The sequence below is a fragment of the Companilactobacillus alimentarius DSM 20249 genome (assembly GCF_002849895.1).
Lineage (GTDB): Bacteria > Bacillota > Bacilli > Lactobacillales > Lactobacillaceae > Companilactobacillus > Companilactobacillus alimentarius.
Window position 1 is genome coordinate 275,102 of sequence record NZ_CP018867.1, and the last position, 26,055, is coordinate 301,156.

The following is a 26,055-nucleotide window of genomic DNA, read 5'->3' on the forward strand; positions in this document are numbered from 1 at the left end:
CTATGGCAAATTTTGTGGAAACGAAAGCACAGATTATAGACTTGGCGAATAAACAAATTGTTCCGGGAGTTAGTTTTGGCTTTATTTCAGCGTCTCACACGGATAAATATATTTATGGCAATAAATCATGGGAACCGGAAATAACTCCTCTTAAAGGGGACGAATTACATGATTTAGCGTCATTAACGAAAGTGATGGGCACTGTTCCATTGGTTTTAAAAATGTTAGATGAAAAATTGCTTGATTTACACGATCCAGTTAACAAATATTTGCCAGATTTTAAAGATAAACGAGTTACATTGTTTAATTTGATCACACATACCTCAGGAATCAAAGGATATATTCCCAATCGGGATTCGTTAGATAGCGAAGAGTTGATTAAAGCCTTGTTGAACTTGCCAGTGACTGATACTTTTAATAAAAAAGTCGTGTATACCGATACTGGTTTGATTTTTCTGGGATTGATTGTGGAAAAAATCTATCGAATGCCAGTTCAAGATGTCATTATGAAATATATTATTGAGCCAGAAGGATTAGAGGATGCCACTTTTGAACCCGAACCTGATCGTTGTGTTCCAACTTATCCAGTGGATGGGAAAATGCTTTACGGTATTCCTAACGATCCTAAAGCACGACAATTAGGAAAACGTTGCGGGTCAGCAGGGATGTTTGCGACTTTAGATGACGTCTTAAAATTTGCCAATGATATGCTTAAACCAGATAAGGAGTTTTTATATCACAATTATACTGAATTGAATCCTGGTCGTTCCTTAGGCTGGGATGTTAAACCAGATGGATTGGGTCACGTTTTGTTTCACACTGGTTATACGGGTGAATTTATTGCTTTAGATTATAAGCATCAAAACGCAATGGTTGTGATGACTAATCGGGTTCACCCCAATCAATATAATCAATTATTCTTAAATCGTCGAGAAACAATTTTAAATTCATTTTTAGCTGAAAGTAAATAGTGATCTAAGTTGTAAAATAAAAAGTTCGATATAGGTTTTGAAATAAATCCTATATCGAACTTTTTTGTATTTTATTTATTTTTAATGTAGCCCTGATCTCCAAGAACCCTACGCAAACCTAGCATAGCAGTGTAGGTAGCTAGAACGTAGATTTTATTAGTTGGAATTTTTGGTATTTGTTTAACGAAGTCCGCAATCTCTTCTGTTTCAATGTTCTTGCTCATATCTAAGCCGGCAATCTTGAATCTGTAAGTAACATCTTTGACACGTTTGCCACCGGTAATAACTAGCGGTAATTTCTTATAATCGAAATCTTCAAAATTAGCATCCCAGATCCAACTAGTATCGATACCATCTGCGTAATTAGCATTCAGTAAAAAGGCTAGCGTGTAGGGGTCTTTATCACTTAAAACGGTTTCGATAACTTGATTTAAACCAACAGGATTCTTTACAAGAATGATGTTGACATCTTTGCCATCGACATTGATTGTTTCTTGACGACCGAAGACTTTTTCATCATAGGCAAAGGCTTTTCTGATCTGTTCAACGCTGATGCCCATTTCTGAAGCAATAGCATATGCTGCCAAAGCGTTATAAACGTTATATTTACCACCAATATTCATAGTAAATTTATTGCCATCAATTTCAAATTCAGTTTTATTAGGCAATAAGGTGGAAATTTTGTTTACTTGATATTTTAATTCGCCACGTTTGAAATTACAATTAGGACAGAAGTAGCTGCCAAGGTTAGCGTAAGAAATCATATGATAATGCATGATATGATTACATCTAGGGCAAAGAACGCCATCAGTATTGGTAGGAGCCTTGAAATCTTCATCTTCATGCCCCTTGTCAGAGAAACCGTAATTGATTACTTTATTAGGCAATTTCTTTGAAGCAAAGATGGCAGCGTCGCCATTAGCAATAATTGTAGCTTTTGGTGCAAGTTTGATCCCATCAAGAATTTTTTGGTAAGTTGTATAGATTTCACCGTAACGATCCATTTGATCACGGAAAATATTTGTTAGAACAAAATATTTTGGCTTAATGTATTTACAAATGATTGGTACGTTAGCTTCATCCACTTCTAGAACTGCCAAAGGTTTCTTACTTTTCTTGTGATGAGTAACAAAGCTAGTTACAATACCTTGAATCATGTTGGAACCAGTTGGATTAGTCAAAACATCATCGTACTTTTGAACTAACATTTTGTTGATCAATGAAGTTGTCAAAGTTTTTCCATTAGTTCCTGTAACAACGATAAGATCATAGTCTTTTCCAAGACTCTTTAAAATATCAGGATCAATCTTGTAAGCAATTTTTCCGGGATATGAAGAACCACCGTTGAAAAATTTGCTCAAAATGAAATAAGATGTTTTTCCTGTTAATGTTGCAATACCTGATTTAAATGTCATTAGTAAAACCCCGAATTGAATTAATTAAAATAATATTATCATACCTAAGGAGTATTTTATCTGTTTTTGTTTGAAAATGAAAAATGTTTAATGTGTTCAAGAGCATGTTTTTTCGTTATAATTTTGAAGGACATTATTTTGGAGGCGTAAAAGTGGCTCAATTATTTTTTAAATATGGTGCTATGAATAGTGGAAAATCGATTGAGATTTTGAAAGTGGCACATAATTATGAGGAACAGGGTAAGTCAGTTATTTTAATGACGAGTATTCTGGATACTCGCTCGGGTACTGGAAAAATAGAGAGTCGAATGGGTTTGACACGTTCAGCGATTGCTCTTAAAAAGGATTCAGATGTTTTTGAAATTGTAAAAAATAGAAATCCTGATGCATCATGTGTTTTAATTGATGAATGTGAGTTCATGACTAAAGACCAAGTTTTACAAGCAACTAGGTTAGTTGATGATCTAGGAATTCCTGTGATGGCATTCGGATTGAAGAATGATTTTCGAAATGAATTGTTTGAAGGAACTAAGTATTTATTGTTGTATGCGGATAAATTGGAAGAAATGAAGACTATCTGTTGGTTTTGCACAAAAAAAGCTACAATGAATATGCGTATGGCAAATGGTAAACCAGTTTATGATGGTGATCAGATTGCGATTGGTGGCAATGAAATGTACTATCCGGTTTGTCGACGTCATTACAACCATCCTCCAATGCTAAATAATTAATAATAAGAAAGGATTGTTAAGTTGGATAAAATATTTGAACAACTAGAAACATTGCTCGATAGATACCAAGAGCTGCAAGAATTAATGAGTGATCCGGAAGTTATCAATGATACAAAGCGTTATATGGCTTATTCAAAAGAAGAAGCTGACATGCGTGACGTCGTTGCTGCATTCAGACACTACAAAGAGTTAAAGAAGAGTATCAGTGATAGTGATGAAATTCTTCGTGAAACCGATGATCCTGAAATGACGGCGATGGCCAAAGAAGAAATGGAATCATCTAAAAAAGAACTAGATGAGGTCGAACACAAGATCACACTATTGATGTTGCCTAAGGACCCTAATGACGATAAAAATATTATCATGGAAATCCGTGGTGCTGCTGGTGGGGATGAAGCCAGTTTGTTTGCGGCCGATTTGTTAAGCATGTATAGTAAATATGCTGAAAAACAAGGTTGGACTTTTGATATCATTGATGAGACAGATACTGAAGTCGGTGGTTATAAAGATGTTGCTGTAATGATCACTGGAGATAGTGTCTATTCAAAATTGAAGTATGAAAATGGAGCCCATCGTGTTCAAAGAATTCCTGCAACTGAATCTCAGGGACGTGTTCACACTTCAACAGCCACTGTAGCGGTTATGCCCGAATATGACGAGGTTGATATTGATATTGATCCTAAAGATATCAGAACAGATGTATATCGTTCATCTGGTGCTGGTGGTCAACATATCAATAAGACATCGTCAGCTGTTCGTATGACCCATTTACCAACTGGTATTGTTGTTGCGATGCAAGATCAACGTTCTCAACAACAAAACCGTCAAAAAGCTATGCAAATTTTGAAGTCTCGTGTTTATGATTATTATGAATCTCAAAATCAAAGCGAATACGATGAAAAACGTAAGTCAGCTGTTGGTACAGGTGACCGTTCAGAACGTATCAGAACTTATAATTATCCTCAAAATCGTGTCACAGACCATCGAATCGGTTTATCATTGAATAAATTGGATCGTATTATGAATGGTGACCTTGAAGAAATTATTGATGCCTTGATTGTTGATGATCAAACCAAGAAGTTGGAGCAAATTCAAAGTGGAGAAGCTAAGCTATTCTAATGCCCTGAAAGGGGCTTTTTTAATGTTGAAGAGGGAAAACAAATTTCCCGAGGATGCTCAATATCTAATGGAAGAATTGAGTGGATTTAATTATACTCAACTACAGTTGCATCGAAATGATGAAGTTCCCAGTGATATTATGCACAAATTTCGTCAGGGAATCGTGCAATTGAAGATGGATGTACCAGTTCAATATATCTTAGGCTATGCATATTTTATGGACCGGAGTTTCTTCGTGAATGACAAAGTGCTTATTCCTCGACAAGATACAGAGGAAATGGTTCAAAAAATCATCGATGATCATGGTGCTAGTAAAAAGAGTATTTGTGATATTGGTACTGGCTCAGGAATAATTGCAATAAGTCTCGGACTTAATTTTCCTAATGACGATATTTTAGCGACGGATATTTCAAGTGAAGCTTTATCTGTTGCCAAAATTAATCTTGATAATTACCAAGTAAATAATGTTTGGCTTCAGGAAAGCGATCTGTTTAAAAAAGTTAAACCACAGAAATTTGATATCATTGTTTCTAATCCACCTTATATTGCTGAGAACGAAAAAAAAGATATGGATCCAAGCGTAATTAAATTTGAGCCCGATTTAGCTTTATATGGGAAAGATAATGGGTTAGAATTTTATGAGAATATTGTAAAGAATGTCGATGATTATCTTTCAGATCAGGGAATTTTATATATGGAATTCGGTTTTAAACAAAAAAATGCAATAAATCAAATTTTTTGTGATAATTTACCCGATTATGTTGTAGAATTTCATAAAGATATGAGTGGTAATTATAGATATCTAAAAGCTAAAAAGGAGATGTAGTATTGGAAACTGAGATACTCAAGAGTACACAGATTCAAGAAGCATCAGATTTTCTGGCCGATGGACAGTTGGTGGCTTTTCCCACAGAAACTGTTTACGGCTTAGGAGCTGATGCAACTAGACCTGATGTAGTCAAAGAGGTTTATGCTGCAAAGGGACGTCCCAGTGATAATCCATTGATTGTTCACGTCTCTGGACCAGAGATGGTTTGGGATTATGCCGACATTGACTACAAGCCATTGGCAGAGAAGTTGATGAATGCATTTTGGCCGGGTCCTTTGACGATAATCATGCCGATCCAACCTGGTAAGCTATCTAAAGCAGTAACTGGCGGTCTAACGACGGCGGCTTTTCGTATGCCTAATAACCAAGCAACTTTGAATCTTATCAAAACTTTTGGTAAACCAATCGTAGGACCATCTGCTAACACCAGTGGTAAACCTAGTCCAACTTTGGCAAAGCATGTTTATCATGATCTGCATGGTAAAATTGCCGCTATTTTGGATGATGGACCTACAAAGCTTGGTGTCGAATCAACGGTAATTGATTTATCTGTTGATGTACCAACTATTTTGAGGCCTGGAATGGTAACTGTTGATGATTTGCTCAAGGTTATAGATAATGTCAATAGTGATCATCATAAGGTTAAGGCAGGAGAAGTCCCTAAGGCACCAGGAATGAAGTACAAGCACTATGCACCAAGCGCTCAAGTTGTCATCGTCGACGACAAGAGTGATTTCAACCAAGCTATCGAAGAATATCTTGCCAAGGGAGTTTCCCTAGGTGTCATGGCAGTGGACGATATTTTGAAAGAAGTTCCAGCTGGAATCAAAACATTTTCCTTAGGGGATGATGTCATCAGTGCTTCTAGAGATTTATTTGCCGGTTTACGTCAACTGGATTCTGACAAAGTTGAATATATTCTAGCTCAAGGTTTTCCTGACGCTGATCATGGAGAAGCTTATAGCAATCGTTTAAATAAATCAGCAGGTAACACACATTATAAAAACTAAGGAGACAAAAAATGTCTAAATTTACTGTATTAAATCATCCCTTGATTCAACACAAACTAACAATCATCAGAAATAAGCACACTGGTACTAAGGTGTTCCGTGAAGTTGCTAATGAAATTGGTGAATTGATGGTTTATGAAATCACACGAGATTTGCCTCTAAAAGATGTTGTTGTTGAAACACCAATGGGTAAATCAACACAAAAAATACTTGCTGGTAAAAAACTTGCTGTCATTCCAATTTTGCGTGCTGGTCTAGGAATGGTCGATGGCGTTCTTGAATTGATCCCTGCTGCAAAAGTTGGACATATCGGAATGTATCGTGATGAAAAAACTTTGAAACCACACGAATACTTCGTTAAACTTCCTAGCGATATTGATCAACGTGAATTGTTCATCGTTGACCCAATGCTTGCCACAGGTGGTTCTGCTAATATGGCAATCGATGCCTTGAAGAAGCGTGGTGCTAAACATATGCGTTTGGTTGTACTTGTTGCTGCTCCAGAAGGTGTCAAAGCTGTTCAAGAAGCCCATCCAGACGTTGATATTTACGCAGCTTCCCTTGATGAGAAGATTACAGATAGTGGCTATATCTTCCCAGGACTAGGCGATGCCGGTGATAGATTATTTGGGACAAAATAACGATTTCATTGTTTGAATATGTTTAATTTAGTGTTATTATTTCATGGTATCAATTGTTTTCAATAAGCGAAGAAAGGAGGGTTATTATTGGATGATAAGTATAAGTTTATTGATTTCTTAGGGTTAAGATTCAATGTTGCAAATGACTTATCAGTTCTTATCTCTGCGATCCTTGTTTTCATTTTGGTGTTTGCACTATCACGCAAAATCACAATGAGACCAGGTAAGGCACAGAATGTACTCGAATGGATGATAGATTTTACTAATAGTATTGTAAAATCGGCAATGCCTGATGGGTCTGGTAGACGATTCAACCTATATGCTTTCGTATTATTCCTATTTGTCTTTGTAGCTAATCAATTAGGATTAATATTCCAAGTTAAGGTTGGTGGTTTCACATATGTTAAGTCACCGACGACCAATCCACTAATAACAATGGGGCTCGCTACGATCTCATTGTTACTTTCACACTATTATGCTGTGAAGAAATTTGGATTTGGCGGTTACTTATCCAATTATGCGAGACCGGTAAAGTTCTTACTACCAATTAACCTTCTGGAAGAGTTTACAAACTTCCTAACATTGTCACTACGTCTTTACGGTAATATATTTGCCGGTGAAGTGCTTCTTGCACTTATTGGAACTGTTGCAAAAAGCGTTGGTGCTGTGACATTCGTTGCAGCAATACCACTAGCCATGGTATGGCAAGGCTTTTCTGTATTTATTGGAGCCATCCAAGCGTATGTATTTACCACATTGTCTATGGTATATATTTCACGTAAACTGGAACAAGAATAACTTTTATTGGAGGATTTTTAATTATGAAAGATATTGCGGCAGCTCTTGCAGCTGGTATCGCTGCTCTTGGAGCATCAATCGGTAACGGACTTGTTATTTCAAAAACTCTTGAAGGTATGGCCCGTCAACCAGAAGTAGCTGATAAATTAAGAGGAACAATGTTCATTGGTGTTGGTCTTATTGAAGCTGTTCCTATCATTGCTATCGCTATTGCGTTCGTTATTCTTTTCGTTTAATACAACAATTATTTGGCGATAGATTATACATCGCCTTTTTATATTGATGCATTTATTTGAGAGGAAGGAGTGAAGAATATTGGCAGGTTTATTAGTTCTCGGAGCTGGTCAAGTAGCTTTGGGTGACATGCTTTTCATTCTTGTTTCTTTCATCATTTTGGCACTCTTAGTTAAGCATTTTGCTTGGGGTCCGGTTGTAAAGATGATGGACGCCAGATCTGAAAAGATCACTGGTGATCTTGATTATGCGGATCAAGAGCGTGCTCGTGCTAAAAAGTTGGCTAAAGAACGTGAAGATGCACTGAAGAATTCACGTGCTGAAGCAGTCGGTATCGTTAATAAAGCTAAGGAAAGTGGAGAGACTCAAAAGAAGTCTATTCTTTCTGATGCCCATAGCGAAGCTGAAGAAGTAAGACAAAGAGCTAAATCGGATGCTGATAAGGCAAAACAAGATGCTATGGCAGGTGCGCAAAAAGACATAGCAAACTTGTCCTTGGAAATTGCTTCTAAAGTTATTTCTAAAGAACTTAATGCAGACGATCAAAAGTCACTAATCGACTCTTATATTAAGGAGTTGACGGTTAATGAAACTAAGTAATAAACAAGTGGGAAAACGCTACAGTAAGGCACTTTTTGAAGTTGCCGAAGAACAAAACTCCGTAGAAGAAATGCTTGAAGATTTAAAAGCTTTAAAGCAAGTATACGAAGAAAATCCTGGCTTGGGTTTTGCTCTAGCAGGACGTTCTATTTCTCGCACTGAAAAACTTAAGATTTTAGATACATTGAAGGAAAAGTTTAGTACTTTGATGCAAGATTTCTTGGGATTGGTTTTTGATAATAATCGTATGGACTGTATCATTGATATTGCCGATGCTTACATTAGGAAATATGATGAAGTACATGGCATTGTTGAAGCTTCAGTTACAACAGCGATTAAAATAGATGATTCTCAAGCATCAAATCTGAAATCTGTTATTAAAAAGAGATTTTCAGTAAATGAAGTAAATTTAACGAAAATAGTCGATTCAAACATCATCGGTGGAGTTATAATCCGTGTTGGAGACCAAATTGTTGATGGTAGTGTTATTAAGAGATTTAATGACATTAAGAATTCTCTATTAGTTAATAATTAAGTCGAGGTGAAAAGAATGAGCATCAAAACTGAAGAGATTAGTTCGCTGATCAAAGAACAGTTAAAGAACTATAAAAATGAACTCTCAGTTGATGAAGTAGGTACAGTTACATACGTCGGTGATGGTATTGCTCGTGCTAATGGCCTTGAAAATGCTATGGCTAGTGAATTATTGGAATTCCAAGACGGTACTTTTGGTGTGGCTCAAAACCTTGAAAGTGATGATGTTGGTATTATCATTTTAGGTAATTACGACAAAATTCGTGAAGGCGATACTGTTAAGAGAACAGGTCGTATCATGGAAGTCCCTGTTGGTGATGCAATGGTCGGACGTGTCGTTAATTCTTTGGGTCAACCCGTTGATGGTCTTGGTGAAATCAAGACAGATAAGACGAGACCTATTGAATCACCTGCACCCGGTGTTATGCAACGTAAGTCAGTTTTCGAACCTCTACAAACAGGTTTGAAAGCCGTTGACTCTCTTGTTCCTATTGGTCGTGGTCAACGTGAGTTGATCATTGGTGACCGTAAAACTGGTAAAACATCAATTGCGATTGATACTATTCTTAATCAAAAAGATGAAGATATGATTTGTATCTACGTCGCAATTGGACAAAAGGAATCAACAATTAGAGCCCAAGTTGAAACCTTAAGAAAGCATGGCGCAATGGATTATACAATCGTTGTTGAGGCTGGTCCTAGTCAACCAGCTCCTATGCTTTATTTCGCACCATATGCTGGTGCCGCAATGGGTGAATATTTCATGTACAATGGTAAGCATGTTTTGATTGTCTATGATGATTTAAGCAAGCAAGCTAATGCCTATCGTGAAATTTCGCTATTGCTTCGTAGACCACCTGGGCGTGAAGCATATCCTGGTGATGTTTTCTACTTGCATTCACGTTTGCTAGAACGTGCTGCTAAGTTGAGTGACGATTTAGGTGGCGGTTCAATGACTGCCTTGCCTATCGTTGAAACACAAGCCGGTGATGTGTCAGCCTATATTCCAACTAATGTTATTTCCATTACTGATGGACAGATTTTCTTGAGTAGTGATATGTTCCACTCAGGTTCACGTCCAGCTATCGACGCTGGTACATCTGTTTCTCGTGTTGGTGGGGATGCCCAAATTAAGGCTATGAAGAAAGTTGCTGGTACTTTACGTCTAGATCTTTCTTCATATCATGAATTGGAATCATTCGCTCAGTTTGGTTCAGATCTTGATGAAGCTACAAAGGCAAAACTAGACCGTGGACGTCGTACAGAGGAAGTTCTAAAACAACCAGTGCACTCCCCAGTTGCTGTTCAAAAACAAGTTTTGATTTTGTTTGCTTTGACAAGAGGATATTTGGATGATGTCAAAGTCGAAGATATTAAAGAATATGAAGCTTCACTTTCTGAATATTTTGATGCAAACCATTCAGATCTCTTACAAACAATCAAAGAAAAAGGTACATTACCTGATGAGGATACTTTGAAGTCAGCTGTAAGTGAATTTACACAAAACTTCTTAGCTTCAAAATCAGATTCAGATAGTAAGCAAGACGAAAAATAATACAGGAGGTTTAAATAATGGCTGAGTCCCTTATGGATATTAAGAGAAGAATTTCTTCTACTAAGAAAACCGGTCAAATAACAAAGGCCATGCAAATGGTCTCTGGTGCTAAACTCTCTCGTATTGAAAAGAAGTCAGTTGCTTATCAATTGTATGAAAAAAAGGTTGAAGATATCGTCAGACATTTAACAGCGGCTGATGTGTTCAAGGAATTGTCAGTTGCTGATGACTCTACTGATCCGCTGAGTTTGAACAGTCTTTTAAAAGTTCGTGAAGTTAAGAAGACCGCCTATGTCGTCATTACTAGTGACCGTGGTCTTGTTGGCGGATATAATAGTAATATTTTGAAAGCTATGATGGATCTTTTCCAAAAGAAATATCATGGTGACAATAGTAAATTTACTATTATTTCTTTAGGTACTACGGGTACTGAGTTCTTCAAAACACGTGGTTTCGATGTAGCATACGAATATACAGGTTTACCTGATATTCCTACTGTTGAAGATATAACGCCAATTATGAAGACAATATTACAAATGTATCAAGCAGAATTGTTTGATGAAATTATAATTTGTCATAATCATCACGTTAATTCATTGGTTTCTAATTTTACAACTCAGAAACTTTTGCCATTAACAGAACCTGATGATGTTAGTGCTGAAGAACAACAAGTAGCTGGTGAATACATCACAGAACCAAACCCTAAAGCAGTTCTATCTGCAATTGTGCCTCAATATATTGAGTGTTTAGTTTTAGGAGCAATGATGGATGCAAAAACAGCAGAGCATGCCGCTTCTGTAACTGCTATGAAGAGTGCTTCTGATAATGCTGACGACCTCATTTCAGGCTTGTCATTACATTACAACCGTGCTCGTCAAGCTCAAATTACTACAGAAATCACCGAAATTATCGGTGGTGCTGCTGCACTTGAATAGTTTAGAAAGGAGCCAAATATATGAGTAGCAAAGGTAAAGTTATTCAGGTAATCGGACCTGTTGTCGATGTCGAGTTCGCTATTGATAGCGACTTGCCAGAAATTAACGATGCACTTAAAGTTAAGAAAAATGATGGATCCGAAATTACCCTTGAAGTTGCCCTAGAATTAGGTGATGGCGCCTTGCGTGCTATTTCCATGAGTTCTACTGATGGACTTCAAAGAGGTGCTGAAGTTATCAATACTGCCGGTCCAATTTCCGTACCAGTTGGTAAGGAAACATTGGGTCGTGTGTTTAACGTTTTAGGTGAATCAATCGATGGAGGAAAAGAGTTTCCTGCTGATTTTCCAAGAAAGAGTATTCACCGTCAAGCACCTGCTTATGATCAATTAAATACATCAACTGAAATTCTTGAAACAGGTATCAAAGTTATTGATTTACTCGAACCTTACGTTCGTGGTGGTAAAGTTGGTTTGTTCGGTGGTGCCGGTGTTGGTAAAACCGTTCTAATCCAGGAATTAATTCACAATATTGCCGAAGAGCATGGTGGTATTTCAGTATTTACTGGTGTTGGTGAAAGAACACGTGAAGGTAATGACCTTTATTATGAAATGAAGGAATCCGGTGTTCTTGCTAAAACAGCCATGGTTTATGGTCAAATGAACGAATCACCCGGTGCTCGTATGCGTGTTGCCTTAACAGGTTTAACAATTGCTGAGTACTTCCGTGATGTTGAAGGACAAGATGTTCTATTATTTATTGATAACATCTTTAGATTTACCCAAGCTGGTTCAGAAGTTTCTGCCTTGCTTGGTCGTATGCCTTCAGCCGTTGGTTATCAACCAACATTGGCTACAGAAATGGGTCAATTGCAAGAAAGAATCACTTCTACTAAGAAGGGTTCAATCACTTCAATTCAAGCCGTTTATGTTCCTGCCGATGATTATACTGATCCTGCTCCAGCTACAACTTTCGCTCATTTGGATGCTACAACCAACTTGGAACGTAGGTTAACACAACAAGGTATTTATCCAGCTGTTGATCCATTAGCTTCATCATCAGTTGCTCTTGATCCAGATGTAATCGGACAAGAACATTATGACGTTGCTACAGAGGTTCAAGAGGTTCTTCAAAGATACCATGAACTTCAAGATATCATTTCTATCTTGGGTATGGATGAATTGTCTGATGAAGAAAAGACCGTCGTTGCACGTGCAAGACGTATCCAATTCTTCTTATCACAAAACTTTAGTGTTGCTGAGCAATTTACTGGTATACCTGGATCATATGTTCCAGTTGCCGATACAGTTAAAGATTTCCGTGCTATCTTGGATGGTAAATACGATGATATTCCTGAAGATGCCTTCAATGGTGTTGGTGGAATGGATGACGTTATTGCTAAAGCTAAGAAGATGGGCTGGAAACCAGCTGATGAACAAGAAGACAATGCTAGTGAAGCAGTTGCTAATTAACAGAAGGAGGAAATAATATGCCTGATAATGTTATGAAGGTCAATATTGTTACTCCTGATGGTGTCGTTTATGACCATCATGCAAGACTCGTTGTATTGAGTACTATCGACGGTGAGATTGGTGTCATGGCACATCATGCTCCAATCATCGCCCCATTGATTATTGACGAGGTTCGTGTTCGTCGTGTCGACAAGCCTCATCATGAGGACTCAATTGCTGTTAATGGCGGGTTCTTGGAGTTTAGTAATGGTCTAGTATCGATCGTAGCTAATAGTGCCGAAAGAGCTAGAGATATTGATTTAAGACGTGCTAAGTATGCTAAGCAAAAGGCTGAAAAGACAATTAAGGTTGCGGAACAAAAACACAACGTTGATGATTTGGCTCGTGCACAAGTATCCTTACGTAAAGCTATCAATAGAATTAACGTAAGTTCACATCGTAATTGATATAAGTAATTCAAAGACTGAGGAGACTCAGTCTTTTTTTTTAAATAATTTTAAAGTATTTCGAAGAAAGAAGTCTCCCTAATTGTAAAAATGTTATTATCTAGAAAAGTGAGGTTTATAAAATGACAAATTTAGGAATAAATGCAATAATTACGCTTGTAAGCCATATTATCTTCATATGGATAAGCTTTAATATATTACAAGTTGTGGATTGGAAAAAGATATATAACAAAACTAATCCTAAAATGTTACAATTACTTGTAGCGTTTATTTCAATCGCTCTTGGCTATACTGTCAGCTCTTTTTTTATGAGCATATTTAGTTTATCCCAGAATATAGTCTTGCTTTTTAAATGATTCCAGGTTTTGGAGGAGAATATTGTGCAACAAATAATCGTAAATGGACCTACGCAATTAAAGGGAAATGTAAGAATTGAAGGCGCTAAGAATGCGGCCCTACCAATTTTGGCGGCGACTATCTTGGCGTCTAAGGGGAAAACCTCTTTAACAAATATCCCTCCGTTATCAGATGTAATTACAATGTCAAAAGTTTTAAAAGCTTTGAATGCTAAAGTTTCATATGATGAAATTGACGAAGTATTGACGGTTGATACAAGTGAAGGGACATCTACTACAGCTCCTGAAGATCTAGTCGATAAGATGCGTGCTTCAATTGTTGTTTTAGGGCCTCTACTAGCTAGAAATAAAGAAGCCCATGTTGCTATGCCTGGTGGCTGTGCAATTGGCTCCAGACCTATTGATTTGCATATCAAGGGTCTTGAAGCTATGGGTGCTGTTTTTAATCAAAATGGTGGTTTTATTGACGCCAAAACTGATGGATTACATGGTGCAAACATTTATCTTGATTTCCCAAGTGTTGGTGCTACACAAAATATTATGATGGCAGCAACTCTTGCCGATGGTGAAACCACAATTGACAATGCTGCCAGAGAACCAGAAATCGTTGATTTAGCTAATATTTTAAGTAAAATGGGTGCTGATGTTACAGGGGCTGGTACAAATACAGTTCGTATCAATGGTGTATCAAGCTTGCATGGATGTGAACATTCAATTATGCAGGATCGAATTGAAGCTGGTACATTTATGGTTGCAGCTGCTGTAACTAATGGTGACATCTTTATTAAAGATGCTGTTGCCGCTCATAATCGTCCACTTATTGCTAAATTAATTGAAATGGGCGTTTCAATCAAGGAAACAGACGAAGGTATTCGTGTTACTGGCAATAATCAATTGAAACCAGTTGATGTTAAAACAATGCCTCATCCTGGATTCCCAACAGATATGCAAGCACAAATGACTTTGGCTCAATTATTGAGTGTTGGAACGACCGTTATGACAGAAACTGTCTTTGAAAATAGATTTATGCATTTTCCAGAATTTGGAAAAATGAAGGCTGACTATAAAATTGAAGGTAATTCTGTCATAATGTTTGGTCCGGCTCAATTGAGTGGTGCTAATGTTGCTGCAACTGATTTACGTGCCGCTGCAGCACTTGTATTGGCAGGTTTAGTTGCCGAAGGCGAAACAAGAGTTTCTAACCTTCAATATTTGGATCGTGGATATTACCATTTCACTGAGAAATTAAGGAACTTAGGCGCTAATATAAGACGTGTAGCTGTCGATGAATCTGGTCGAGAAAGTTTAGTATTGAATACAATACCAAGTGTTACAAAATTGGCTTAAAGTTAGCTTAAGGAAGTGGAAGTTCCACTTTCTTTTTTTATTGGTAATTTAATGATTGAGCTGGTTATGATATACTTTTTGTGTTTAGATTTTGGAGGATATAGTATGTCGAAATATCTAGGAATTGATTTGGGTACAGCAAATGTACTTATTGATGTAAAAGGACAGGGAATCGTTCTAAATGAACCCTCTGTCGTAGCAATTAATACGAAGAACAATGATGTGGTAGCAGTAGGTAAAGATGCTTACTTGATGGTTGGTAGAACTCCAGCTAATATTAAAGCAATCCGTCCTTTAAAGGATGGTGTGATTGCCGATTTTGATATTACTGAGAAAATGCTTCAATACTTTATTGATAAGTTGAAGATGGGTAGTCGTTTCTCTAAGCCAACGATCATGATCTGTGCACCAACGAATGTTACTCCAGTGGAGCAGAAGTCTATTATTGAAGCGGCTGAACAAGCTGGTGGCGGTAAGGTCTATTTGCAATTGGAACCTAAGGTAGCTGCTGTTGGTGCGGGACTTGATATTTTTAAGCCTCAAGGTAACATGGTTATAGATGTCGGTGGTGGTACAAGCGATATCGCTGTTATTTCCATGGGAGACATCGTTACAAGCCGTTCATTGCGCTTTGCGGGTGATAAGATGACTGGTGCTATTCAAAGCTTTGTGAAGCAAAATCATGGCCTTATCATTGGTGAAAGAACAGCTGAACAAATTAAGATTGAGATTGGCTGCGTTATTGGCGCTGATGAGAATAAAACATTTTCAGCCAGTGGGATTGATGTTGTCACTGGATTGCCAAAAGAAATTACAATTAATGAGGTTGAAGTTCAAAACGCTTTATCTGATGGGGTCAATCAAATTGTTGATGCTGCTAGAAACGTTTTGGAACAAACACCTCCAGAATTGTCAGGAGATATTATTGATCGTGGTATTATGTTAACTGGTGGGGGTGCTTTATTGAAGAATCTTGATAAACTACTTTCAGAGAAGTTGCAAGTACCAGTATTGATGACCGATAGTCCATTGGATTCCGTAGCATTAGGTACTGGAGTTTTGTTAGAGAATATCGAAAAACATAAGAAATACTAGGATGAAAAATGAAAAGAGATTTTGGTAAAGAATATCGTCGAGATATTTTCAAAAAAATAGGTTGGGTACTATTATTGATGTTAATATTTTTAGTTTTGGGTATGTTGATTGGTTCGACTTTGGGTGGTTCTAATCCTTTAGCTGTTTTGTGGCCTGGGACATGGATGCATATGTTTGACTTCTTAAGGTAAAATGTTAAAAAAGATTTTAATTGGATTCGTTAAGTTATATCAAAAGTTCATATCACCCGTTTTACCACCCAGTTGTCGATATTACCCAACGTGTTCGACTTACTTTATTGATGCAGTAAAAAAACACGGTGGAATTTTAGGTGCCATTATGGGGATTGCACGAATAATACGTTGTAATCCCTTTGTGCGTGGTGGGGTAGATCCCGTACCAGATAATTTCACCATTTTTAGAAATCCTCATCCGGAAAAATATGAAGATGAAATTATAGCAAAAAAATTTCATAACGAAGAATAGGAAAAGATTCAATGTCTAGAAGAAAAAAATCAGTTGAAATAAATTTAAAAGATATCAGCAGCGATCCTGAAACGTATGAACTTTGGGATGGCAAACATTATGTTGGTACTATCAAGAAAGAAGGAGAACGTTATTTATCATTTGTTGAAAGCAATGACACTCCTTTTAAGTCAGTTAAACTTGATGATGCGATAAATGAGCTGTTGATGCAATATAATTTACATAATCATTAATAGGTGTAGATATGCAAATAAGAAATGAAAATAAAAAGAACGATGTAGATTCGAGAATTGATTATGGAATAATTTTTTCCGTAATGATGTTGGCAATAATTGGTTTGATGTCTATTTATGTAGCAACGATTCAAGATTCTCAAAATCCATTAAGAAACGTAGTTTCGCAATTTGCTTGGTACGTCATGGGAGCAATCATTATTGCAATTATTATGCAATTTGATGCAGAACAACTCTGGCAGGTGGCGACTTATGCTTATTTTGCTGGACTGGCGTTACTATTTTTGGTTTTGATTTTTTACAGTCGTTCATATGCAGCAAATACTGGTGCTAAAAGTTGGTTTGCAATAGGTTCCTTTACGTTTCAGCCCTCTGAGGTAATGAAGCCGGCGTTTATTTTAATGTTGGGAAAAGTTATCACAAATCACAACAGTGAGTACACACACACAATCAAGAATGATTTTGTTTTGATTGGAAAATTGCTTTTGTGGACTTTGCCAGTTATGGTGCTTTTGAAATTGCAAAATGATTTTGGTACAATTTTGGTTTTCGTTGCCATTTTAGGTGGAATGATTTTAGTTTCAGGTATAGATTGGCGTATTTTGTTAATCGGATTTTCTATTTTGGCTGTTGTCGGTGGTACAGCTTTACTGTTTGCCACGACTGACTGGGGTCGTGAGATACTAGGTAATTTCGGATTTAGATCTTACCAATTTGCTCGTATTGACAGTTGGCGCAATCCGTCAGCGGATACGACCGAGAATGGCTATCAGATCTGGCAGAATATGAAAGCCATCGGGTCAGGTCAGTTATTTGGTAAAGGCTTTAACGTATCAAATGTTTATGTACCGGTTCGTGAATCAGATATGATTTTTTCAGTAATTGGTGAGAATTTTGGATTTGTGGGTTCTTGCGTTTTGATTTTATTGTATTTCTTATTGATTTATCAAATGGTTCAAGTAACTTTTGATACTAAAAATGAGTTTTATGCCTATGTTTCAACTGGCGTTATTATGATGATTTTGTTCCACGTCTTTGAAAATATCGGTATGAGTGTTGGATTGTTGCCATTGACTGGTATTCCGTTACCGTTTATTTCTCAAGGTGGTTCGGCTTTGTTTGGTAATATGATTGGAATTGGTTTGATTATGTCAATGAGATTCCATCATAAGAGTTATATGTTTGAAAATGGAACGTTTAAGCAAAGGTAGGAGTTTATGATGAGTGATAAAAAGAATTATTATTGGATAAAAAAGGACGAGCATACAACTCGTATAGGTCTAACAAAAGAGGCTCAAGATACTTTAGGCGATGTCAAATATGTCGAATTGCCTGATCTAGATTCTGACGTAAAAAAGGGAGAATCCAGTGGCGAGATTGAAGCGCAAAAGGCTGTGGTTGAGTTGGAATCGCCAGTTAGCGGGAAAATCGTCAAGGTCAATGATAAATTAAATGATAATCCTGAATTATTAAATGGTACTGAAAAAGACGCATGGTTCTTTGAAGTAAATAATTAAATTTTTAAAATTTATCTTTTTATTGCTGCATATTTCTTGCAACATTTTTTAATAACTGTTTAAATTATCCTTGGAATTAATAAATGAATGGGGATAGTTTAGAATGAAAATCTTAGGTGAAAAAATTCGCCATTACAGAAAACTCAGAGGTATTTCACAATCTGAATTAGCTGATGGCATTTGTACACAGGCAACTGTCAGCCTGATTGAAAAAAAAGACAAGATTCCAAGTATGGAAATATTGGTTCGCATTTGTGAGAGACTGGGTATCACAATGAACCTCGTGATCGTCAATGACGATAGTCAAATTTATTCAATAATCAGTGACATTAAAAAGTCATTTTATGAAGATGACTTTGATGGGATTAGTGATAAACTGGGTAAGCTCAATAACATCAATGTCAATAATAAACAGGAAATCAAGTTGATTCACTTTTTCCACGGTTTAATTGAATATGTTTCAAGTAAGAATTATGACAAAGCAATCTTTGACTTTAATCGCGCCATGAATGTGAATATTGCTAATGTCGATATGTATGATATCTTGATTGATATCTTTACGGCCAAGGCTTACATCAATAAGAAGTCGGACGATGAAGCTAGAGTTTATTACGATCAAGCCAAAGACTTGATCAAATCTAGTTTGGATAAAATTGGCGACGAGAACTATCATGATAGTATTTTGATTTATGCTAATATGGCTGATCTGTCATTGAGATTAGATGATAATCAACAGGCTGTCGAATATGCAAACGAAGGTATTTTCATTGCAAGAAAAGAACAAACATTATTCAAGCTTGATGAAATGTATTGTTACTTAGCTGATGCGGGAACTCGTGAAGGTCAAAAGACTGATGAAGATTATATCAAGGCCTATGTGATTTCAAGCGTTAGTGAAAATAAACAAGTATTTGAGAAGTTAAAATCTAAAGTGAAAGATATGCATTTAAATATCTTTTAATATAAAAAAATAATTTATTAATTTCCAAAAAAAGAGGATCGATTCGAAAGAATCGGTCCTCTTTTAATAGTTATAATTTGAATTAATTATTTTTTAGGTTTTTTGATAGCTTGGTTATCAAGATCAGTTCTTACGACTAGAACGTCACAAGCTGCTGTTCTAGTAACGTATTCAGTAACTGAACCGATTAATAATCTTTCCATGGCGTTGAGTCCAGTAGCTCCGATCATGATTAAATCAACTCCTAATTTCTTAGGGAAATCAGTGGCAATGATAGCCTTAGGAGCGCCGTATTCAATGCTGTAATCAATTTCATCTAATCCAGCGTCTTTAGCTGTTTTGACGTAACTCTTAACTGTTTCTTTGGCTTTTTCAGTAATTTGTTCGACCATTGTTGAATCAAAGCTAGAAACGTTTTGGAAAGCTCTAGTATCAATAACATGCAACAGATGAACTGCTGCATTGTTTCTTTTGGCTACTTCAACCGCTTTTTTAAAAGCTAATTCTGCTTCGAATGAACCATCAATTGGTACGAGAATGTTTTTATATTGTTGTAACATAATTATCACCCCGTTAGTGTAGTATTACTGCTTTTATATATCCATTTTAGTTGATTAAGGTAAATAAATACAGTCATCAGCGAATATTTGCTAAATAAATTGAAAAAGCAGCTGCAATTAAACTGCCAAGTAGCAAAGTTATCAAGTTTGATTCCTCACTACCAATAATTAGAATAACTATTCCAAGGATTGAAACTAGAACTAATAAGATGGCTGTAAAACGCATAATATTTTTTAATGTTAAGTTTTCATTTGGCGAATAAATCAGAAATTTTTTATCGCTGTGAGACCATAATGTGTAAGCTAATGCTAAAAGGAAGACAATGAAAAAGATCATTAATACTTTGATTATCATAGATAGTTTAACTCCGTTTTGAATTTTGTTTCCATTCATTAATTTGTTTCATACGTAGATTTAATGCTTGTTCATACTTACCAGTACTTTTAGGTTGATAGTATTCTTTATTAATTAAATTATCAGGCAGATACTGCTGTTTTACCCAAGAATTAGGGTAGTTGTGAGGATACTTGTAATTAACGCCGTGACCGAGTTTTTTGGCGCCAGAATAGTGTGCATCTTTGAGGTCGTCAGGGATCGAACTAGCTTTCCCATTTCGAACATCTTCTAAGGCTGTATCAATAGCGTTCATACCAGAATTAGACTTGGGACAAAGACACAGGTCAATAACGGCATCGGCTAGAGGTATACGTGCTTCGGGTAAACCGACCATTTGAGCAACCTGAGCTGCTTGAACCGCTCGACTGCAAGCTTGAGGATTAGCTAGCCCAACATCTTCATAAGCACAAACTAATAATCTTCTGATTGCAGACGTTAATTCACCCGCTTCTAAAAGCCGTGCAAGGTAAAGAAGAGCTGCATTGGGGTCGCTGCCACGGATAGATTTTTGAAAAGCCGAGATCACATCATAGTGACTGTCACCGTTCTTATCAGCTGAGATAGCTTTTCTTTGAATTGATTCCTCGATAGATTTAAGGTCAATATGAATCGTTTGATCTTTGTCGGGTTCTGTCGACAGAACTGATAATTCTAAGCCATTGAGGATACTTCTTAGATCGCCATTGGTTGAATCAACCAAGAGATTTAGAGCATTTTCGTCTAGCTGAACGTGGTATTTACCTAGACCATTTTTATCGTCATTAAGAGCTCTCTTAACGGCTTTTTTTAGATCATCACTATTTAGTGGATGAAGCTCAAAAATCTGCACACGTGAGCGAATAGCAGGGCTGATGTTGATGTATGGATTCTCAGTCGTCGCCCCAATTAAAATAATTGAACCACTTTCTAATAGTGGCAAGAGAAAATCCTGCTTAGTTTTATCTAGTCGATGAATTTCATCTAATAAAAGGACAACTGTACCACTCATCTTGGCTTCTTCGGCAACAATCTGTAAATCTTTTTTACTATCGGTTGCTGCATTGAGTTTTCTGAAAGCATATTTTGTACTCCCAGCAATCGCACTAGCAATACTAGTTTTGCCGATCCCAGGAGGGCCGTAGAGAATCATCGACGATAGCATTTTGGCTTTTACCATACGACGAATAATTTTATTGGGGCCAACTAAGTGCTGTTGCCCAACGATTTCATCAATATTTGTCGGTCGCATTCGATATGCTAATGGTTTTTGCATAATTCCTCCTATATAATTGATATGTATATTCTACAACAAAGGATTGAGAACATGTTTGATAAAAAAGATTTTCAAGTTTTCAATGATGATACCTTGAGTGGGCGATTAAACTTGATTAGAAGTGACTTAGACCCAAAATTTGAAATTTTAGGTCAAGAGTTACTTCAATCGCTTGAAAAAGAATATCACCAAAAATTTTTCCTTAAAATTGCTAAACACCAACGTCGAACGAAAAATCCACCACCTGATACTTGGTTAGCAATTAATCAGGATAAAAAGGGCTATAAAAAGACTCCGCATTTGGAATTTGGTTTGTGGCCCGATCGCTATTTTATTACGTTTAGTCTATTGGCTGATATCCGGCAACGTGGCGATTACTATCCCATTTTAGAGAAATATCAAAATGAGATCATAAAAGACGGGTGGGGCGTATCGAATAATCATACTTCGAGCGAAATGAAACCAGCCAGTGACTTTAAGCAAGTCATTAGTCATTATCAAAAAGTTAAATCTAGTGATTTGGTTATTGGTTTTGAATTAAAACAAAATGATCCAATCGTGATAGCTGGTGATTATGACAGATTGTTGAAAGATAAATTTATGAATTTGAGTAAGTATTTAGTCTTATTCAATGAGGAGGTCGCTAAATAGGCGGCTTTTTTTGTAAAAAAAATACATCCACCAAAGAGTGAATGTATTTTGTCCAAATATTAAAGAATTTGGTTGTAGTATTCAACGATCAATGATTCGTCAATATTTGGTTCTAGTTCGTCACGTTCTGGGTTACGTACTAGTGAACCTTCCATTGAGTTTTCGTCATAGTTAACGAAACCAGGACGACCAACAACGTTTTCAAGGTTATCCTTAACAATTGCAAGTTCCTTTGACTTTGTACGAAGGCTGATCTTTTGACCAATTTTAACTTCGTATGAAGGAATATCAACGCGTTTGCCATCAACAGTGATGTGACCATGGTTTACAAGTTGACGAGCTTGTGGGCGTGAACTTGCGAAACCTAATCTGTAAACTAAGTTATCCAATCTTTGTTCAAGAAGGATCATCAAGTTAACACCGTGGATTCCTTCCATCTTACCGGCACGGTTGAACAAGTTACGGAATTGACGTTCGTTAACATCATACATGAAACGTAACTTTTGCTTTTCAGCTAATTGTTGACCGTATTCTGAAACCTTACGACGACCACCATTTGGTCCATGTTGACCTGGGGCATAGTTTCTACGGGCAATTTCCTTACCTGTACCTGAAAGTGAAATTCCTAAACGACGTGATAATTTCCAACGTGGTCCTGTATATCTTGACATAAATATATTCCTCCAAAATGTTTGTCTGGAGTAAAATAATTAACTAGAACTTAGCATTCGTGCAGTTACCGTTACAAGCTTCACCATGCGCAGCCACAGGTTACTGGTTGAACTAAATCGTCGATAACTGTTGACGTTCTTGCCGTCCTTTGCTGCATATTTTACACGATGACTAGTGTAACGTGATTAATAGCAATTGTCAAAGTAATTTTTTTCTAATAGTTTAAAACTTTATTATGAAAAGTTAATAGCACTAATAATGCCAATAAACTTTGGTATAATTTCCCTAAGATAAGACTTAATTGTCAAATAGGGGTGTAAAAGTGTTTGCAATTATTATTGGAATAATATTGATTATTTTGATCTTCTTATGGTATATGTGGTTTTTGCAAAAGAAAAACGCATCGACGCTTAATAAGTTAAAAGATCAAACAGAACAATTAAAAAAAGCAAAATTAGATGACAAAATTGAAAAGTTGGAAAAAATGAAGCTGGCTGGAGCAAGTAGCGATCGCTTCAATCAACTTAAAGATGATTATAAGAAACAAACTGATCAAAATTTCTCTGATATTTTGACGCAGATGAGGACGGCTGAATATCGGAATACGGAATTTAAGGTGTTTGGTTCTTCTAGTCTCTTGAAAAAAACTAATACTGAAGTAGCTGATTTTGAAAAGAAATTAAGTGAAATTTCCAAAGGTTTTGATGATCTATTAGTCAGCAATGAGCGAAATGCCACTCATAGTGAGGAATTACAAAAAAATTATCAATCTTTGCGGAAACAAGTTTTGACACAATCCTTTAATTACGGTTCGGCAACGGATAAATTGGAAGATGAATTATCAGAGATTGCTAATTTACTTGATAAAGAGAAACAATTGACTAATAAGGGGGATCACATTGAAGCTAGTCAATATTTAGATGACATCAAGTTGAAATTAGGATTGATTACAGATCAGTTAAAGGTGATTGAGCCCTTATTTCACGATTTAAATGAAGTTTTTCCAGGTCAAATCGATGAAATCAAGCGTGTGTATCAAAAGCTGGTTAAACAGTATTTTCAATTTCAAGATGATATTGTGCAATTAATTTCTGAGACACAAGATGAAATTGATGAGTCCAATACTAAATTGGGTGAGCTTAACTTCGATGCAGTTAATACTAAAAATGAAGATATTAAGCAAAGAATCGATGATCTATATGAAACTTTGACAGTGGAAATCGACGGCAAGAAAGATGTTTTAAAAGAGCAAAAACCAGTTTTAGATTATTTAAATCATGCTGTTTTCCAACACAATCGACTTGATACTCGTATTCAAAAGTTGCAAGAAGGGTATATCTTAACTGACAAGACGGTAAAGACCTTTAATGATAATTTCACGATGTTAAATGAGGTTCGACAAGAATACGATGCAGATGTTCAAAGAATTGCCGACAAAAAAGCTGTGTTTTCAGCAGTAAGAAATGACTTCAAGGAAATAGTCAAACACTTGGATGATATTGAAGCCAGTGAAAAGACTATTAATGATGATTTGAATCAGATGCTATCAAGTGAACAGATTGCTCGTAACAGTGTGGATGACTATGCTAAACGACTAGAGATTCAAAAGAAAATGGTTGAACAATTGCGATTGAACGGTTTGCCAGATGATTATTTAGATTACTTTTATATGGTGTATGATGAAATCAATAAATTGTACGATGAATTAGATGCTAAACAAATTAATATGGAAGATATTAGTAAACAGGTCATTGTAACTCAAGAAGATTTGAGTAATTTGGTTGAGAAGACGAAGAAGTTAAAATACAATGTTGTTCTTACCGAAAAGTTATTGCAATATGCTAATCGTTATGCAAACAAGAATCCAGAGTTTACGGATCAATTAGTAAGAGCTAGGTCTTTATTTGATAATGATTACAATTATGATGAAGCGACAGAGGTTATTTCAAAGGCACTCGAAAGCGTTGAATCTGGATCAGTTGCTCGAATAAAAGAAACAATTACTGCATGATAGGTTACTTTTGTGTTAAGTTATAAGAGATAAAATTTTAGGCCGTGAGGCCTTTTTGTTTTGGTGAGGCAGACATGATATATTTTGATAACAGTGCAACAACTAAAGTTAACGATTCTGTTTTGAAAACTTACAATGCTGCTAGCGAGGAATATTTTGGTAATCCTTCTAGTTTGCATAAATTGGGTTTGAAAGCATATGAATTGTTAGAAACATCTCGTAAACAAATTGCGAATTTATTAGGATTTAAGCAGGATGAAATCGTCTTTACCAGTGGCGGTACTGAAGGAAATAATTGGGTTATTAAAGGAACTGCTTTTAAGAAGCGTGAATTCGGTAAGCATATTATTACGACTGAGATTGAACATCCCTCAGTTATGAATACGATGCATCAACTAGAAGAGTTAGGTTTTGAAGTAACTTATTTACCAGTTGATAAGTCTGGTCACATCAGTGCAGATGATTTGAAAAAGGCTATTAGAAAAGATACAATTTTGGTTTCAACAATGGCAGTTAACAATGAGATTGGTGCGATTCAACCAATTCATGAGATTGCTAACGTTTTAAAAGATTATCCTAGCATTAGCTACCATGTTGATTCGGTCCAAGCGATTGGAAAGAATCTTCAAGATCGTTTTATCGATCCACGAGTTGATTACTATACTTTCTCAGGTCATAAGTTCCATGCACCACGTGGAATCGGCTTTATTTATATGAAAGAAGGTAAACAATTGGAGCCATTGATGGCTGGTGGCGGTCAAGAGTCAAACCTTCGTAGTGGTACGGAAAATACTCCAGCAATTGCTGGTATGGCTAAAGCTATTCGTTTGTTAAAAGAGAATGAAGCACAAAAAGCTGACAAGATGGAACAATTGAAGGAAAAATTAGTCAATCACTTAAAGACTTTGGACAACGTTCATGTCTTTTCTAAGATTGGCGACGACTTTGCTCCTCATATTATTTGTTTCACAATTGATGGCGTTCGTGGCGAGACGATTGTTCATACTTTTGAGGAACGTGATATTTATATTTCAACAACTAGTGCTTGTTCATCTAAAAAAGGTCTCGAATCAGGTACATTAAAAGCTATGAATGTTCAAGAAAATGTCGCAACTAGTGCTGTGCGTGTCAGCTTGGATGAAAGTAATACAGAAAAAGAAATGGATGAATTCATTAAGAATTTAGATGAAATTCATGATCATTTCCAAATTTTGAACTAGGAGATTC

31 protein-coding genes are annotated in these 26,055 nt (G+C 36.4%); 26 read left to right on the top strand and 5 right to left on the bottom strand.

The window, feature by feature from the left end; translation table 11 throughout:
- The first annotated feature begins 2 nt into the window (after positions 1-2).
- A complete protein-coding gene (locus tag LA20249_RS01415; protein ID WP_057739252.1) occupies positions 3-971 on the top strand; it encodes a serine hydrolase domain-containing protein in 969 nt (322 codons plus the stop codon).
- Positions 972-1,042: 71 nt separating this feature from the next.
- Here LA20249_RS01415 and LA20249_RS01420 read toward each other — a convergent pair whose 3' ends face one another.
- Positions 1,043-2,386 (bottom strand): Mur ligase family protein, encoded by a 1,344-nt coding sequence (locus LA20249_RS01420; protein WP_057739253.1) that lies wholly within the window; start codon positions 2,384-2,386, stop codon positions 1,043-1,045.
- Between the two features lie 152 nt (positions 2,387-2,538).
- Here LA20249_RS01420 and LA20249_RS01425 point away from each other — a divergent pair, with 152 nt between their 5' ends.
- The 22 genes from LA20249_RS01425 (at position 2,539) to LA20249_RS01530 (ending at position 19,285) form a co-directional block, all read left to right on the top strand.
- The gene (locus tag LA20249_RS01425) at positions 2,539-3,117 is read left to right on the top strand and encodes a thymidine kinase (protein WP_057739254.1); all 579 of its coding nucleotides are present in this window, start codon (positions 2,539-2,541) and stop codon (positions 3,115-3,117) included.
- Positions 3,118-3,138: 21 nt separating this feature from the next.
- The gene (gene prfA / locus LA20249_RS01430; RefSeq protein ID WP_057739255.1) at positions 3,139-4,236 is read left to right on the top strand and encodes a peptide chain release factor 1; all 1,098 of its coding nucleotides are present in this window, start codon (positions 3,139-3,141) and stop codon (positions 4,234-4,236) included.
- A complete protein-coding gene (prmC, locus tag LA20249_RS01435; protein ID WP_083477942.1) occupies positions 4,181-5,062 on the top strand; it encodes a peptide chain release factor N(5)-glutamine methyltransferase in 882 nt (293 codons plus the stop codon). The genes prfA and prmC overlap by 56 nt, the downstream gene beginning before the upstream one ends.
- Before the next feature lie 2 nt (positions 5,063-5,064).
- Positions 5,065-6,075, top strand: coding sequence for an L-threonylcarbamoyladenylate synthase (locus LA20249_RS01440; protein ID WP_057739257.1), 1,011 nt, complete (start codon positions 5,065-5,067; stop codon positions 6,073-6,075).
- An 11-nt stretch (positions 6,076-6,086) separates the two neighbouring features.
- Positions 6,087-6,716, top strand: coding sequence for a uracil phosphoribosyltransferase (upp, locus tag LA20249_RS01445; RefSeq protein WP_057739258.1), 630 nt, complete (start codon positions 6,087-6,089; stop codon positions 6,714-6,716).
- 87 nt (positions 6,717-6,803) lie between these two features.
- Positions 6,804-7,514, top strand: coding sequence for a F0F1 ATP synthase subunit A (gene atpB, locus LA20249_RS01450; protein WP_057739259.1), 711 nt, complete (start codon positions 6,804-6,806; stop codon positions 7,512-7,514).
- A 23-nt stretch (positions 7,515-7,537) separates the two neighbouring features.
- Positions 7,538-7,750 (top strand): F0F1 ATP synthase subunit C, encoded by a 213-nt coding sequence (atpE, locus tag LA20249_RS01455; protein ID WP_010020175.1) that lies wholly within the window; start codon positions 7,538-7,540, stop codon positions 7,748-7,750.
- 76 nt (positions 7,751-7,826) lie between these two features.
- Positions 7,827-8,348: a F0F1 ATP synthase subunit B gene (gene atpF / locus LA20249_RS01460; protein ID WP_371861831.1), complete on the top strand. Its 522-nt coding sequence runs from the start codon at positions 7,827-7,829 to the stop codon at positions 8,346-8,348.
- Entirely contained in the window at positions 8,335-8,883 is a 549-nt protein-coding gene (gene atpH, locus LA20249_RS01465) for an ATP synthase F1 subunit delta (protein ID WP_057739260.1), read from the top strand. The genes atpF and atpH overlap by 14 nt, the downstream gene beginning before the upstream one ends.
- A 15-nt stretch (positions 8,884-8,898) precedes the next feature.
- Entirely contained in the window at positions 8,899-10,437 is a 1,539-nt protein-coding gene (gene atpA, locus LA20249_RS01470; protein WP_057739261.1) for a F0F1 ATP synthase subunit alpha, read from the top strand.
- A gap of 17 nt (positions 10,438-10,454) precedes the next feature.
- On the top strand, positions 10,455-11,372 hold the full coding sequence (locus tag LA20249_RS01475; protein ID WP_057739262.1) for a F0F1 ATP synthase subunit gamma: 918 nt from the start codon (positions 10,455-10,457) through the stop codon (positions 11,370-11,372).
- 20 nt (positions 11,373-11,392) lie between these two features.
- Positions 11,393-12,844 carry a F0F1 ATP synthase subunit beta gene (atpD, locus tag LA20249_RS01480; protein ID WP_057739263.1) on the top strand — a complete coding sequence of 484 codons (1,452 nt, stop codon included), beginning with the start codon at positions 11,393-11,395 and terminating at the stop codon, positions 12,842-12,844.
- A gap of 17 nt (positions 12,845-12,861) precedes the next feature.
- Positions 12,862-13,290: a F0F1 ATP synthase subunit epsilon gene (locus LA20249_RS01485; RefSeq protein WP_057739264.1), complete on the top strand. Its 429-nt coding sequence runs from the start codon at positions 12,862-12,864 to the stop codon at positions 13,288-13,290.
- 122 nt (positions 13,291-13,412) lie between these two features.
- A complete protein-coding gene (locus LA20249_RS01490) occupies positions 13,413-13,646 on the top strand; it encodes a DUF1146 family protein (RefSeq protein ID WP_057739265.1) in 234 nt (77 codons plus the stop codon).
- Positions 13,647-13,670: 24 nt separating this feature from the next.
- Entirely contained in the window at positions 13,671-14,993 is a 1,323-nt protein-coding gene (gene murA, locus LA20249_RS01495) for a UDP-N-acetylglucosamine 1-carboxyvinyltransferase (protein ID WP_057739266.1), read from the top strand.
- A gap of 105 nt (positions 14,994-15,098) precedes the next feature.
- On the top strand, positions 15,099-16,088 hold the full coding sequence (mreB, locus tag LA20249_RS01500) for a rod shape-determining protein (RefSeq protein WP_057739267.1): 990 nt from the start codon (positions 15,099-15,101) through the stop codon (positions 16,086-16,088).
- Positions 16,089-16,096: 8 nt separating this feature from the next.
- Positions 16,097-16,279, top strand: a complete 183-nt coding sequence (locus tag LA20249_RS01505) for a DNA-directed RNA polymerase subunit beta (RefSeq protein WP_057739268.1) — start codon at positions 16,097-16,099, stop codon at positions 16,277-16,279.
- A 1-nt stretch (position 16,280) separates the two neighbouring features.
- A complete protein-coding gene (gene yidD, locus LA20249_RS01510; protein WP_057739269.1) occupies positions 16,281-16,574 on the top strand; it encodes a membrane protein insertion efficiency factor YidD in 294 nt (97 codons plus the stop codon).
- 11 nt (positions 16,575-16,585) lie between these two features.
- Positions 16,586-16,807, top strand: coding sequence for a DUF2969 family protein (locus LA20249_RS01515; protein ID WP_057739270.1), 222 nt, complete (start codon positions 16,586-16,588; stop codon positions 16,805-16,807).
- Between the two features lie 11 nt (positions 16,808-16,818).
- On the top strand, positions 16,819-18,018 hold the full coding sequence (locus LA20249_RS01520; RefSeq protein ID WP_057739271.1) for an FtsW/RodA/SpoVE family cell cycle protein: 1,200 nt from the start codon (positions 16,819-16,821) through the stop codon (positions 18,016-18,018).
- 9 nt (positions 18,019-18,027) lie between these two features.
- Positions 18,028-18,324 carry a glycine cleavage system H family protein gene (locus tag LA20249_RS01525; protein WP_057739272.1) on the top strand — a complete coding sequence of 99 codons (297 nt, stop codon included), beginning with the start codon at positions 18,028-18,030 and terminating at the stop codon, positions 18,322-18,324.
- Between the two features lie 103 nt (positions 18,325-18,427).
- Positions 18,428-19,285, top strand: a complete 858-nt coding sequence (locus LA20249_RS01530) for a helix-turn-helix transcriptional regulator (protein ID WP_057739273.1) — start codon at positions 18,428-18,430, stop codon at positions 19,283-19,285.
- A gap of 86 nt (positions 19,286-19,371) precedes the next feature.
- Here the strand turns inward: LA20249_RS01530 and LA20249_RS01535 are convergent, their stop codons facing one another.
- From LA20249_RS01535 to LA20249_RS01545, 3 genes are all read right to left on the bottom strand, one after another.
- Positions 19,372-19,845 (bottom strand): universal stress protein, encoded by a 474-nt coding sequence (locus tag LA20249_RS01535; RefSeq protein WP_057739274.1) that lies wholly within the window; start codon positions 19,843-19,845, stop codon positions 19,372-19,374.
- A gap of 76 nt (positions 19,846-19,921) precedes the next feature.
- Positions 19,922-20,200 carry a hypothetical protein gene (locus tag LA20249_RS01540; RefSeq protein ID WP_057739831.1) on the bottom strand — a complete coding sequence of 93 codons (279 nt, stop codon included), beginning with the start codon at positions 20,198-20,200 and terminating at the stop codon, positions 19,922-19,924.
- A 7-nt stretch (positions 20,201-20,207) separates the two neighbouring features.
- The gene (locus LA20249_RS01545) at positions 20,208-21,494 is read right to left on the bottom strand and encodes a replication-associated recombination protein A (RefSeq protein ID WP_057739275.1); all 1,287 of its coding nucleotides are present in this window, start codon (positions 21,492-21,494) and stop codon (positions 20,208-20,210) included.
- Between the two features lie 51 nt (positions 21,495-21,545).
- Here LA20249_RS01545 and LA20249_RS01550 point away from each other — a divergent pair, with 51 nt between their 5' ends.
- Positions 21,546-22,145 (top strand): DUF1054 family protein, encoded by a 600-nt coding sequence (locus tag LA20249_RS01550; RefSeq protein ID WP_057739276.1) that lies wholly within the window; start codon positions 21,546-21,548, stop codon positions 22,143-22,145.
- A gap of 59 nt (positions 22,146-22,204) precedes the next feature.
- Here LA20249_RS01550 and rpsD read toward each other — a convergent pair whose 3' ends face one another.
- The gene (gene rpsD / locus LA20249_RS01555; protein WP_057739277.1) at positions 22,205-22,816 is read right to left on the bottom strand and encodes a 30S ribosomal protein S4; all 612 of its coding nucleotides are present in this window, start codon (positions 22,814-22,816) and stop codon (positions 22,205-22,207) included.
- A 323-nt stretch (positions 22,817-23,139) separates the two neighbouring features.
- Here rpsD and LA20249_RS01560 point away from each other — a divergent pair, with 323 nt between their 5' ends.
- Both LA20249_RS01560 and LA20249_RS01565 read left to right on the top strand, forming a co-directional pair.
- Complete coding sequence (locus tag LA20249_RS01560) at positions 23,140-24,828, top strand: septation ring formation regulator EzrA (RefSeq protein WP_083477943.1); 1,689 nt, start codon at positions 23,140-23,142, stop codon at positions 24,826-24,828.
- 74 nt (positions 24,829-24,902) lie between these two features.
- A complete protein-coding gene (locus LA20249_RS01565; protein ID WP_057739278.1) occupies positions 24,903-26,048 on the top strand; it encodes a cysteine desulfurase family protein in 1,146 nt (381 codons plus the stop codon).
- Positions 26,049-26,055: the final 7 nt, after the last annotated feature.